This is a genomic window from Streptomyces sp. PKU-EA00015, from assembly GCF_013387495.1.
Lineage (GTDB): Bacteria > Actinomycetota > Actinomycetes > Streptomycetales > Streptomycetaceae > Streptomyces.
Map to the genome: position 1 here is coordinate 1 of NZ_JABZEE010000078.1, position 12,420 is coordinate 12,420.

The following is a 12,420-nucleotide window of genomic DNA, read 5'->3' on the forward strand; positions in this document are numbered from 1 at the left end:
GCGGGATCGCGGGCGTCGGAGGCCGCGGAGCCGGCCGGACCGGCCGGGCCACCGAGCGGCGCCGCGCGGCCCGGCGCAGTCGGAACTCCCGTCTCTGCGGCCCGGTCGCCGGCCTCAAGGCCGACGGCCCCCGAGGCGGCCGGTCCCGCCGGCACGGCTCGGGTCCCCCCGGCCGCGCCGGCACCCGCCCCGGCGGAAGCGGAAGCGGAAGCGTCATGGAACGGCTCCAGGACGGCGGCGGCCGCAGCGCGGCCCGGCGCGGCAGGAACCCCCGCCCCGGCCGGGTCGGCCGGAACGGCCGGGTCGCATCCGGCCCGGTCTCCGGCCACGGAGGCCGCGGGCGAACCGCCGAGTGGCGACGTCTCGCCCGCCGCAGGCGGAACCCCCGCCCCGGCGGCAGCCGCTCCCGGCGGGACGGCTCGGGTCCCCCCGGCCGCGGGAGCCGCAGCCGAGCCCCGGGTCACCGGGGCCGCGGGTGCGGCGTGGCCCGGCGCCGGCGCGGGCACGTCGGCGGCGGACATGCGCGCGTCGCGCGTCATCGGCGGGCCAGGTACGCCTGGAACGCCCGGTACAGCGCATGGTTGGCGGTGCCGTCCAACGGTCTCTCCCATTCCCCCAGGGTCTCGACGACCTCTCCCCCGGTGCCGAGCTTCCAGCGCAGCAGTCCGTACCCGCGGTCGCCGGGGTCGAGGGTGGAGGGTACCCCGCGCATGTCGTAGACGTCGGCGCCGAGAGCGTGGGCGTCCTGCATCATCCGCCACTGCAGCAGGTTGGACGGCCGCACCTCACGGCGGTGGTCGGCCGACGCACCGGTCTGGTACCAGACGCGGCGGCCCACCCGGATCATGGTGTGCGCGGCGAGGATCTCCCCCTGGTGCCGGGCCAGGTACAGCGTCATCCGCCCCGGCTCCTCGGCGTTGAGCACCGCGTACTGGCGCTCGTAGTACGCGAGCGAGCGGCCGAGCCGGAAGCCGTCGCGCTCCTCGGTGATCCGCAGCAGCCGGTAGAACTCGGGCAGGTCCGCCGCGCTGCCGACCACCGTCTCCACGCCCTCCTTCCGCGCCCGCCGCACATTGCGCCGCCACTCCTGGTTCAGGCCCGACCACAGGTCCTCGACGGTCCGCCCGACGAGCGGTACGCGGAACACGTACCGGGGCTGCGCGTCCCCGTCCTCCTCGCCCCCGCACCTGTGCCACCCGCGGGCGCGCAGCCGTTCGGCGACGGCCGTCCCGAGCGGGTCGACCTCGCGGGCCAGCACGTCCGCGAGCCGCCGGTCCGCCCCCGCGGCCGCCTTGAGCCGCGCGGCGTCCCAGCTGCGGTGGTCCGGCGACGGACCGATCCGTACGGCGAACGCGCCGGCGGTGCGCAGCAGCCTCAGCAACGGGGTGAGCCAGGCGTCCATGCCGGGATCGGCCCAGTCGGCGACGGGCCCCTCGGGCAGGTACGCGAAGAACTTGCGCGTACCCGGGAGTTGGCGCAGCAGCACCAGGGCCACGCCACTGAGCTCCCCCGCCTCCGGCCGGGGCCCCCAGCCGACGAGCAGCGAACGCCAGCCCTCCTTCACCTCGCCCCAGGACGGGCACTGGAGAAAGCCGGGCCCGAGGGCACTCCCGGCACGGGACGCGAGGAAGACGCGGTAAGCCTCTTCGGTGATGGGACCGAGCGGTGTTTCCTGGCCGCGGTCGGCCGGCACGAGCAGCGCAGACACGGTGTGGGACCTCTCTGTGTTCGCGGAATGCGGTGGATGCTCACAGCCGTCCGTGACCGGTCCACGCGGCGAATGTGACCGGACGATGACCGTTCGACCCCAACCGCCGTCACACGGCCCTACAGCCCTTCACCTGCGATTTCTCCGTCCTACGCTCGTCGCATCCCACCTCATTCCGCGACGACGGAGGATCCGCCCATGCCTGCGCCCATGACCGTGAGACGTGCACCCGCGCGCCGCCGTATACGCGTGCGCGTCGCGGCGGCCGCCGTACTGCTGGCCCCGCTCGCCGCCTGCTCCTCCGGCTCCCCGGACGCGCCGGCCGACGACGCGAAGCCCGGTGCCCGCGCCTCCGACGACCGTCCGGCGACCGTGACGGTGTCCCCGAGCGGGCGCGCGGTCCGGGCCGGGCAGCCGGTGAAGGTGACGGCCTCGGGCGGCACGCTCGCCTCCGTCACGGTCACCGACACCGAGGGCCGCACACTGAAAGGCTCGGGGGACGACGACAGTTGGCAGTCCGACCGCAAGGCCGTCCCCGGCGCCACGTACACGGTGAAGGCCACGACGCGTACCCCGAGCGGCACGGAGCGCACCACCTCCACGTCGTTCACGACCGCCCCGGCCGCCAAGGTCAACAAGGTGGACTGGCGGCCCGGCGCGGCCACCACCGTCGGCGTCGCCCAGCCCCTGTCTCTGGTCTTCGACAACCCGGTGACCGAAAAGGCGGAGGTGGAGCGGCAGTTGAAGGTCACCACCTCCGACGGCACCGTGGGCTCCTGGGGCTGGATGAAGGACTGGTCGGGCCGCGACAGGATCGACTGGCGGCCGAAGGCGTACTGGAAGCCCGGCACGAAGGTCACCCTGGAGGCCCGGCTGAACGGCACCGACTCGGGCATGGGCGGAGGCTGGTTCGTCCGCGACTACGCGACGTCTTTCACGATCGGCGCACGCCAGATCGTCGAAGTCGACCTCGACCGCCACAGGTTGACGCTGGAGCGGGACGGCCGGACCGTGCGGACCATCCCCGTCTCCGGCGGAACTCCCGGCGGCGACAAGCGTTCCTGGCGCGGCACGGCGGTGCTGATGTCGAAGGAGGGAACGATCAACATGAACTCCGAGACGGTCGGCCTCGCGGACGCCTACGACAAGATGGTCGACTACTCGATGCGCCTGACCTGGTCGGGCATGTACGCGCACGCGGCGCCCTGGAACGACAAGTGGATGGGCAAGGCCAACAGGAGCTCCGGCTGCATCGGCATGAGCGACGCGAACGCCGCCTGGTTCTACGCCCAGGTCCGCCCCGGCGACCCGTTCGAGATCACGGGCAAGGACACCAAGGGCGTCCCCGCACCGGGCAACGGCTTCGGCGCGTGGAACCTCTCCTGGGAGCAGTGGAGGGCAAAGAGCGCGCTGCACACGCCAGTTGCGTGATTCCCGTCACCACCCTGCGACGGGACGGTTACGCTCGGCTACGTACCGGAATCCGGAGGTGCCGACCGTGGCCAACGTCCAGTCACTCGACCCCAGCGCATCCCCGTTGGACTACTACGGCTGGGAACTGCGCCGCCAGAGAGAGGCCCACGGCCTCAAGCAGAGCCAGCTCGGCGACATCATCTACTGCACGGGCTCGCTGATCGGCCAGATCGAGACCACGAAGAAGGTCCCCACTCGCGACTTCTCGGAACGGGTGGACGCGGCGCTCGGGACGGACGGGGTGTTCTCGCGCCTGATCGGCCTGGTGCTGCGCAGCCAGTTGCCCAACTGGTTCCAGCCGTACGCGGAGATGGAGGCGAAGGCGGCGTACATCTCCACGTACCAGGCGCAGCTGGTGTACGGGCTGTTGCAGACGGAGGAGTACGCGCGGGCGGTACTGGCCACGGGCATGCCCGATGACCTGGAGGGCCTGCTGGCGGCCCGGATGGAGCGCCAGCGCATTCTGGAGCGGGAGCAGCCGCCGCTGGCCTGGGCGATCCTGGACGAAGCCGTGCTGCACCGGCCGATCGGCGGCCGCGAGGTGATGCGGAGGCAACTGGCCCGCTTGTTGGAGTTCACGGGCCACCGCTGGATGCGCGTCCAGGTACTGCCGTATTCGGCCGGTGAACACGCCAGTCTCGCAGGGTCATTCAACGCCCTCCGTTTCGATGACGACCCGGACATCGTCTACACGGAGGACCTCATCTCCGGCCATATGACCGCCAACCCCGAAACCATCAGGGAAGCCGCGCGCCGTTACGCTCACCTTCAGGCCGCCGCCCTCTCCATCGAGGACTCGGCGGCACTGATCGCCCGCGTGATGGAGGAGCGCTATGGAGACCGGCCCGAACAAGGTGCAGTGGCGTAAGTCCAGTTACAGCGGCAACACCGGCGGCGACTGCGTCGAGTGCACCGTCACCGGCGAGGCCGCGTGGCGCACGTCCTCGTACAGCGGCAACACCGGCGGCGAGTGCGTCGAGGTCGCCGACGGCTGCCCCGACGGGGCCGTCCCGGTCCGGGACAGCAAGAACCCGGACGGCCCCGTGGTCGTCGTCGGCGCAGGCGCGTGGCGGGCGTTCGTGGACGGCCTGCGGTAGCGCCGCCACGACCGCGACGCGTTCAGCCGGTCCGGTCCGGGCGGAGGGCGGCGAGCACCTCGCGGGCGCGGGCCCGGAGCCGTTCGTCGGCGCGGACGATCTCGCTCTCGACGCCCGACCGGATCACCCGCAGGTCCCGTTCCGCGAGGTCCGTCAGCCGGCGCACGTGATCGGCGGACAACGCGTCGGCGCCCAGGGCGAGCAGGGCGTCGCACGCCTCCTGCGCGCCCGCCTCCTGCTCGGCGCAGGTCAGCACGGTGTCGGCCAGGGCCGGGCGGTCGAGGGTGTCCGGGTCGGCGACGGCCGCCAGGGCGAGCACGGCCGCCGGCGCCTTCGCGGGATCGTCGAGCAGCGCTGTGAGCCGGGGCACCAGGGGCCGGCCGGCCGGGCCGAGCAGTGCGGCCGCGCGGGCGGCGCGTATCGCGGTCCAGCGGAACCAGTACTCACCGGACGCGCGGGCGAACACCGAGTCCAGCACGCCGACGACGGTCTCGGCATCCCCGGTGATCCGCCACAGGGCGTCGGCCAACGCCACGTCCGCGTCGAGCACGGGCGTGGTGTCCTTGGCGTCCGCGCCGCTGAGGGCGCCGCGCAGTGCCTCCGCCAACCCCGTTGCCGCCGCACCCAGCCGGCCCGCCACCCGGGCCGCCCAGGCCGCGTCGCCGGATGCGTCCGAGAGCTCCTTGGCGAGCCTCGCCAGGAGAACGTCTGTCTCACCGGTCAGGTCGAAGTGGGCCTCCGCCACCGGGAGCGGCCCGTCGGGCGCCTGCGCCCGCAACGCCTGGGCCGCGCGCCGACGTTCGTCGGGCGGGCACTCGGCGGCGATCGCGGCGACGGCCGGGGCCGCCGGCAGCGGGAACCGGGTGAGCAGTTCGTACAGCTCGGGCAGCGTGTCGGCGGCCCGTCCGCCCCACTGCCGCAGCAGGCGTATCAGCTGGATGGGCTCATTCCCGGTGAGGTCGTCCTCCGCCAGCCTGGCCCGGACCGCGGTCAACAGCTCGGGGTGGAACGGGAAGGGCACGTCTTGCGGTGCCCGGAACCCGGCGGCGGCGTCCAGGCTCCAGGGGCGCTTGCCGAGGCCGCGGGCGAGCAGCGGGGCCGCCCGGTCCGGCGCCACCAGGACCAGCGCCGCGAGCGCACGGTCCGCCAGATCGTCTTCGTGCTCCGCCGCCGCGAGGGTGGCCAGCGCGGGAGCCATTGCCGCGGCGGCCGGGCCCAGCTTGCCCGGCAGGGACACCACGGCACGCGCCGAATCCGCGGAGCCGAGCAGGGGAAGGAGCGCGGGCAGCAGCCGTGCGGGGAGACCCCGGGAGAGGCGGATCGCCTCCTGCGCCGCCCATGCGGCCTCGGCGACGACCTCCGGCCGCCCGTTCGCCAGGGCGGCGACGAGCAGGTCCCCCGCGGCGGCGGTGTCGTGGCCGGTGCCCCGGCGGAGCAGTTTCTTGACGACGAAGGGCAGCGGCTCCGCGCGGTCGAGGTCGAACCGCTCCGCGCCGAGCGGACTCGCGGGCAGCAGGGACAGGACGGCGGTGTGGTGCGCGGCGTCCCACGCCTCGCCCGCGTCCAGGCGGGCGAGGACGGCGGCGAGCCGCAGGTGCGCGGGCCGGTCGGGGGCCAGCAGGTCCCGGGCGAGTGCCGCGGCACTCGCGGCGTCCAGCCGGGCCAGAGCGCCGAGCAGTTCGGCGCGCACTCTCGGGTCCGTCTCCACCTCCCACCGGTCCCGCAGCTCCGGCAGCACGGCCTCCACCGCACGCGTGTGGGCGAGCGCCCACGCGGCGGCCTGCCGCACCTCGGCGTCGGCGTCCCTCAGCAGCGGGAGGAGCAACGGCAGTTGGGCGGCCACCGCCGCGCGCACGGTGCCGGTGTCCACGCCGTGTTCATCCTCGCTCTCGGCCATGCCGCCGAGCAGCAGCACGATGTCGACGGTCCGGCACCCGGCCGCCGCGATCCGGGCGAGGAACGGCGCCGCCTCGGCGCTGGCCGCGTAGACCGTGCCCTGGTGCAGGACGCTGCCGTAGAGCTCCGACACCGCTTCGTCCGCGGCTTCCTCATCGTCCCCGGCGAGCGCCCGCAGCAACTCCTGCAGGTCCTCGGCGCTGCCGTAGGCATGTGTGGTGTCGGCCCATGGGTGGGTGTCGAGACCGTCGAGTGCGTGTGCGAGATCCATGCGCGGATCATGGCAGGCAGGTCCGACACCCGGCTGCCCTCGCCGTGCGCGACGCGCGGACCGGACCGGCCCGGACACGTCACCCGGCGCCCATCTCCCACATCAGTACCTCCGCCGCCCCCTCGGCCACGACCTCCAGCCCCTCCGCGTCCGTGATCCGCGCCGCGTCCCCCGGACCCATCTCCTCGCCGTCGAGCGCCGCTTCGCCCCGCACCACGTGCACGTACACGAACGGCGCGTCGGGGACGGCGGTCCGCTCGCCGGGGGCGAGGCGGCGGACGTGGAGCATCGCCCCGGCCTCGGGGAGCGCGTACGGGGTGGAGTCGGCGATGCCGCACACGATCTCGTACGACGGCTCGCCGCCGGGGTCCTTCGGCGCGAGCCACATCTGCACGAAGACCAGCGGGTCCGGCCCGTCGTTGCGTTCGACGTGCCGGACGCCGCCCGCCGAGCTGAGGCGCTGGACGTCGCCTGCACGCACGAGGGTGGCGTGGCCCGCGGAGTCGCGGTGGGTCAGCTCGCCCTCGACGACCCAGGTGACGATCTCGGTGTGGCTGTGCGGGTGCTCGTCGAACCCGGCGCCGGGCGCGAGGCGCTCCTCGTTGCAGGCGAGGATCGCGCCGAAGCGCAGATTGTCGGGGTCGTAGTGGCGCCCGAAGGAGAAGGCGTGCAGGGACTCGATCCCGGCCGCCGGGTCGCCTCCCGGGTAGCGGTCGGCGGAGCGCCGGATGGAGGTCCGGATGGCAGTCACGCGGACCACCGTAGCGGGGCCGCCGCGGTACACGCCGCGATGAGGGGAACCCCGGCACTTAGACCACGCGTCCTGATAAGGCAGTCTTGTCCCCGTGCCCGAACCTGCAGCGAACTCCTCCCATCCGCACTCCGCGACCCTGCGGCGCCTTGAGCAGTCGTCCGGCCGGCTGGCCGCGAACGCCATCGCCCGCATGGACGAGTCGCTGCCCTGGTACCGGGCCATGCCCCCGGAGAACCGGTCCTGGATCGGACTGGTCGCGCAGGCCGGCATCGCCGCGTTCACGGAGTGGTTCCGGCACCCGGAGACCCCGCAGGCGATCTCGACCGACGTCTTCGGCACGGCCCCGCGCGAGCTGACCCGGGCCATCACGCTGCGCCAGACCGTGGAGATGGTGCGCACCACCATCGAGGTCATGGAGGCGGCGATCGAGGAGGTCGCGGCCCCCGGCGACGAGTCGGTGCTGCGGGAGGCGCTGCTGGTGTACGCGCGGGAGATCGCGTTCGCCACGGCCCAGGTGTACGCGCAGGCCGCCGAGGCCCGGGGCGCCTGGGACGCCCGGCTCGAATCCCTCGTCGTGAACGCGGTGCTGTCCGGGGAGGCCGACGAGGGCGCGGTGTCGCGGGCCGCCGCCCTCGGCTGGAACTCGCCCGAGCACGTGTGCGTGATCCTCGGCACCGCGCCCGACGGGGACAGCGAGCTGACGGTGGAGGCGATCCGCAGAGCCGCCCGGCACGCCAAGCTCCAGGTGCTGACCGGTGTGCTCGGCGACCGGCTCGTCGTGATCGCGGGCGGCAGCGACAATCCGCTGCACGTCGCCAAGGCGCTGATCGGCCCGTACGCGGCCGGACCCGTGGTCGCGGGGCCCATCGTGCCCGACCTGCTGGCCGCGACCCGGTCCGCGCAGGCCGCCGCCGCGGGCCTCAAGGCGTGTTCCGCCTGGCAGGACGCGCCGAGGCCGGTCCTGGCGGACGATCTGCTGCCGGAGCGCGCCATCGCGTCGGACCCTGCGGCGCGCGAGCAGTTGGTGGAGGAGATCTACAGACCGCTGGAGGAGGCGGGCTCGGCGCTGCTGGAGACTCTGAGTGTCTATCTGGAGCAGGCCAGCAGCCTCGAAGGCGCCGCGCGGATGCTGTTCGTCCATCCCAACACCGTGCGCTACCGGCTCCGACGTGTGACCGACGTCACCGGTTGGTCACCCTCTGATGTCCGCTCGGCGTTCACTCTGCGGATCGCCCTGATTCTCGGGCGTCTGGCCGACGGGGACAGCCAGCCATAGACTTTTGTGGAACACCGACAATTCCCCTGACGGTTCTTCGTCCCTGTCCCCACGGGCGGGTACGGCCGTCCACAAGAGAGAGTGTGAGGGTGCTCGTACTCGTCGCTCCCGGCCAAGGCGCCCAGACGCCCGGCTTCCTGACTCCCTGGCTCGAACTGCCCGGCGCCGCAGACCGCATCGCGGCCTGGTCCGACGCCATCGGGCTCGACCTTGCCCACTACGGCACGAAGGCGGACGCGGACGAGATCCGCGACACGGCCGTGGCCCAGCCGCTGCTCGTCGCCGCCGGACTGCTGTCCGCCTCGGCGCTCGGGGACGTCTCTCCCGGCGCGGTCGCCGGCCACAGTGTCGGTGAGATCACCGCGGCCGCGTTCGCCCGCGTCGTCGACGAGACCGCCGCGCTGCGTCTCGTGCGGGCCCGGGGCCTCGCGATGGCCGAGGCCGCCGCGGTCACCGAGACCGGCATGTCGGCGCTGCTCGGGGGCGACCCCGAGGTGACGGTCCCGCACCTGGAGAAGCTCGGTCTGACCCCGGCGAACGTGAACGGCGCCGGCCAGATCGTGGCCGCGGGCACGATGGAGCAGCTGGCCGCGCTGGAGGCGGACAAGCCGGAAGGCGTCCGCAAGGTCGTGGCGCTGAAGGTGGCCGGCGCGTTCCACACCCGCCACATGGCGCCCGCGGTCGCCGAGCTGGAGACGGCCGCGCAGGAACTCTCCCCGGCCGACCCGGCCTTCCCCTACGTCTCCAACAAGGACGGGCGGACCGTCGGCACCGGTGCCGAGGTCATCTCGCGCCTGGTCGGCCAGGTCGCCAACCCGGTGCGCTGGGACCTGTGCATGGAGACGTTCGCGGAGCTCGGTGCGACCGCGCTCATCGAGGTGTGCCCCGGCGGCACCCTCACCGGTCTCGCGAAGCGCGCCCTCAAGGGCGTCCAGACGCTCGCGCTGAAGACCCCCGACGACCTCGACGCGGCCCGCACGCTCGTCGCCGAGCACTCAGCAGTCTGACAAGGAGCCGTAGCGCATGTCGAAGATCAAGCCCAGCAAGGGCGCCCCGTACGCGCGCATCATGGGCGTCGGCGGCTACCGTCCGACCCGGGTCGTGCCCAACGAGGTGATCCTCGAGACGATCGACTCCTCGGACGAGTGGATCCGCTCGCGCTCGGGCATCGCCACGCGCCACTGGGCCTCCCCCGAGGAGACCGTGACCGCGATGTCGGTCGAGGCGTCCGGCAAGGCGATCGCCGACGCGGGGATCACCCCGGAGCAGATCGGCGGCGTGATCGTCTCCACCGTCTCGCACTTCAAGCAGACCCCGGCCGTCGCCACGGAGATCGCGGACCGGATCGGTGCCGTCAAGCCGGCCGCGTTCGACATCTCCGCGGGCTGCGCGGGCTTCGGCTACGGCCTCACGCTCGCCAAGGGCATGATCGTGGAAGGCTCCGCCGAGTACGTGCTCGTGATCGGCGTGGAGCGCCTCAGCGACCTCACCGACCTGGAGGACCGTGCGACGGCCTTCCTGTTCGGCGACGGCGCCGGCGCGGTCGTCGTGGGCCCCGCGAACGAGCCGGCGATCGGCCCGACGGTGTGGGGCTCGGAGGGCGACAAGTCCGAGACCATCAAGCAGACCGTGCCGTGGACGGACTACCGCGAGGGGTCCGTCGACAAGTTCCCCGCCATCACGCAGGAGGGCCAGGCGGTGTTCCGCTGGGCCGTCTTCGAGATGGCGAAGGTCGCCCAGCAGGCGCTCGACGCGGCCGGCATCTCGGTGGCCGACCTGGACGTCTTCATCCCGCACCAGGCCAATATGCGGATCATCGACTCGATGGTGAAGACGCTGAAGCTGCCGGAGCACGTCACGGTCGCCCGTGACGTGGAGACCACCGGCAACACCTCGGCCGCCTCGATTCCGCTCGCCATGGAGCGGCTCCTGGCGACCGGACAGGCGAAGAGCGGCGACACCGCGCTCGTCATCGGCTTCGGGGCGGGTCTCGTCTACGCCGCGACGGTCGTTACCCTCCCCTAGGCACCCGTGCGGATCTTCCGGACGGCTACAGCCACACCCTCTGATACACACCGAAGGAGCGCCAACATGGCCGCCACGCAGGAAGAGATCGTCGAAGGTCTCGCCGAGATCGTCAACGAGATCGCCGGTATCCCGACCGAGGACGTCCAGCTGGACAAGTCCTTCACCGACGACCTGGACGTCGACTCGCTGTCCATGGTCGAGGTCGTCGTCGCCGCCGAAGAGCGCTTCGACGTCAAGATCCCGGACGAGGACGTCAAGAACCTGAAGACCGTCGGCGACGCCGCGGACTACATCCTCAAGCACCAGGTCGGCAAGTAACCCTTCCTGAACTGACGCGCTCGTCGCCGCCCAGCGGTGGCGCCGTGCACATTCCGCACCCCCTACACGTGGAGAAAGAATTCCTGTGAACTCGACCAATCGCACCGTGGTCGTCACCGGTATCGGCGCAACCACACCGTTGGGTGGCGACAGCGCATCGACCTGGGAGGGCCTGATCGCCGGGCGTTCCGGAGTGCAGCTCCTGGAGGGCGAGCGCTTCGCCGAGCTCCCGGTGCGCATCGCCGCTCCGGCCGCGGTCGACCCGGGCGAGGTCCTGCCCCGCCCGCTGGCCCGCAAGCTTGACCGCTCCGCGCAGTTCGCCGTGATCGCGGCGCGCGAGGCGTGGGCCGACGCCGGCTTCAGCTCCCCCGCGGGCGACGACGCCGCCGTCACGCCGACCCGGCTGGGCACCGTGATCGCCTCCGGCATCGGTGGCGTCACGACGCTGCTCGACCAGTACGACGTGCTCAAGGAGAAGGGCGTACGCCGCGTCTCCCCGCACACCGTCCCCATGCTGATGCCGAACAGCCCCTCCGCGAACGTCGGCCTGGAGGTGAACGCCCAGGCGGGCGTGCACACCCCGGTCTCGGCGTGCGCGTCGGGCGCGGAGGCGATCGGTTACGCCGTGGAGATGATCCGTACCGGCCGTGCCGACGTGGTCGTCGCGGGCGGCACCGAGGCGGCCATCCACCCGCTGCCGATCGCCGCGTTCGCCAACATGATGGCGATGTCCAAGAACAACGACGAGCCGACGAAGGCCTCGCGTCCGTACGACACGGCCCGGGACGGTTTCGTCCTCGGCGAGGGCGCGGGCGTCGTGATCCTCGAGTCGGCCGAGCACGCGGCGGCACGCGGCGCGAAGGTCTACTGCGAGGTGCTGGGCCAGGGCCTGTCCGCGGACAGCCACCACATCGCGCAGCCGGAGCCGACGGGCCGCGGTATCGCCGCCGCCCTGCGGAACCTCCTGGAGACGACGGACCTCAAGCCGGCCGAGGTCGTGCACCTGAACGCGCACGCCACCTCGACGCCGCAGGGTGACGTCGCGGAGATCAAGGCGCTGCGGTCGGTCCTCGGGGACGACCTCGACCACGTCGCGGTCTCCGCAACGAAGTCGATGACGGGTCACCTGCTGGGTGGCGCGGGCGGTATCGAGACGGTGGCGACGGTGCTCGCGCTGCACCACCGCACGGCCCCGCCGACGATCAACGTCGACGACCTGGACGAGAGCGTGGACGCGGACATCGTCCGCGGCGAGCCGCGGGCGCTGCCGGAGGGCACGATCGCGGCGATCAACAACTCGTTCGGCTTCGGCGGCCACAACGTGGTGCTGGCGTTCCGCACGGTCTGACGAGCGCACATGCTTCGGGCCCGCCCCCTGATGGGGGCGGGCCTTGGCTTTTCCCCTACCCGCCCCTTCCCGTAACCGGGGGCTCCGCCCCCGGACCCCCGCGCCTCAATCGCCGGCGGGGCTGCGTATGCAGCCCGTCTGGGGGTCCCTCCCACGCCGCCAGGCCGTAGGGGGAGGGCGGGGTGGGGAACAAACCCCCCGGTCACACCACCTGGTGGAGCCAGCGGACAGGCGCGCCCTCGCCCGCGTAG

11 protein-coding genes are annotated in these 12,420 nt (G+C 72.9%); 8 read left to right on the forward strand and 3 right to left on the reverse strand.

The window, feature by feature from the left end; translation table 11 throughout:
- Positions 1 to 535: 535 nt before the first annotated feature.
- The gene (locus tag HW130_RS32780; protein ID WP_177153417.1) at positions 536 to 1,708 is read right to left on the reverse strand and encodes a lipid II:glycine glycyltransferase FemX; all 1,173 of its coding nucleotides are present in this window, start codon (positions 1,706 to 1,708) and stop codon (positions 536 to 538) included.
- A 210-nt stretch (positions 1,709 to 1,918) separates the two neighbouring features.
- On the opposite strand from HW130_RS32780, the gene HW130_RS32785 reads away from it, so the two are divergent.
- From HW130_RS32785 to HW130_RS32795, 3 genes are all read left to right on the forward strand, one after another.
- Positions 1,919 to 3,139, forward strand: a complete 1,221-nt coding sequence (locus HW130_RS32785) for an Ig-like domain-containing protein (protein WP_177153418.1) — start codon at positions 1,919 to 1,921, stop codon at positions 3,137 to 3,139.
- Between the two features lie 67 nt (positions 3,140 to 3,206).
- Positions 3,207 to 4,049 (forward strand): helix-turn-helix transcriptional regulator, encoded by an 843-nt coding sequence (locus HW130_RS32790; protein WP_177153419.1) that lies wholly within the window; start codon positions 3,207 to 3,209, stop codon positions 4,047 to 4,049.
- A complete protein-coding gene (locus tag HW130_RS32795) occupies positions 4,015 to 4,278 on the forward strand; it encodes a DUF397 domain-containing protein (protein ID WP_177153420.1) in 264 nt (87 codons plus the stop codon). Before HW130_RS32790 ends, HW130_RS32795 begins: the two co-directional genes overlap by 35 nt.
- Positions 4,279 to 4,300: 22 nt before the next feature.
- Here HW130_RS32795 and HW130_RS32800 read toward each other — a convergent pair whose 3' ends face one another.
- The gene (locus tag HW130_RS32800) at positions 4,301 to 6,445 is read right to left on the reverse strand and encodes a HEAT repeat domain-containing protein (protein WP_177153421.1); all 2,145 of its coding nucleotides are present in this window, start codon (positions 6,443 to 6,445) and stop codon (positions 4,301 to 4,303) included.
- 79 nt (positions 6,446 to 6,524) lie between these two features.
- The gene (locus HW130_RS32805) at positions 6,525 to 7,196 is read right to left on the reverse strand and encodes a pirin family protein (RefSeq protein ID WP_309140651.1); all 672 of its coding nucleotides are present in this window, start codon (positions 7,194 to 7,196) and stop codon (positions 6,525 to 6,527) included.
- A gap of 94 nt (positions 7,197 to 7,290) precedes the next feature.
- Between HW130_RS32805 and HW130_RS32810 the strand changes: the two genes are divergently transcribed.
- From HW130_RS32810 to HW130_RS32830, 5 genes are all read left to right on the forward strand, one after another.
- On the forward strand, positions 7,291 to 8,475 hold the full coding sequence (locus HW130_RS32810; protein ID WP_177153422.1) for a CdaR family transcriptional regulator: 1,185 nt from the start codon (positions 7,291 to 7,293) through the stop codon (positions 8,473 to 8,475).
- Between the two features lie 89 nt (positions 8,476 to 8,564).
- Positions 8,565 to 9,482 (forward strand): ACP S-malonyltransferase, encoded by a 918-nt coding sequence (locus tag HW130_RS32815; protein WP_177153423.1) that lies wholly within the window; start codon positions 8,565 to 8,567, stop codon positions 9,480 to 9,482.
- Positions 9,483 to 9,498: 16 nt separating this feature from the next.
- Complete coding sequence (locus HW130_RS32820; protein WP_177153424.1) at positions 9,499 to 10,500, forward strand: ketoacyl-ACP synthase III; 1,002 nt, start codon at positions 9,499 to 9,501, stop codon at positions 10,498 to 10,500.
- Between the two features lie 66 nt (positions 10,501 to 10,566).
- Positions 10,567 to 10,821, forward strand: a complete 255-nt coding sequence (locus HW130_RS32825) for an acyl carrier protein (protein ID WP_177153425.1) — start codon at positions 10,567 to 10,569, stop codon at positions 10,819 to 10,821.
- Between the two features lie 85 nt (positions 10,822 to 10,906).
- On the forward strand, positions 10,907 to 12,169 hold the full coding sequence (locus HW130_RS32830; RefSeq protein ID WP_177153426.1) for a beta-ketoacyl synthase: 1,263 nt from the start codon (positions 10,907 to 10,909) through the stop codon (positions 12,167 to 12,169).
- The last annotated feature ends 251 nt before the right edge of the window (positions 12,170 to 12,420 follow it).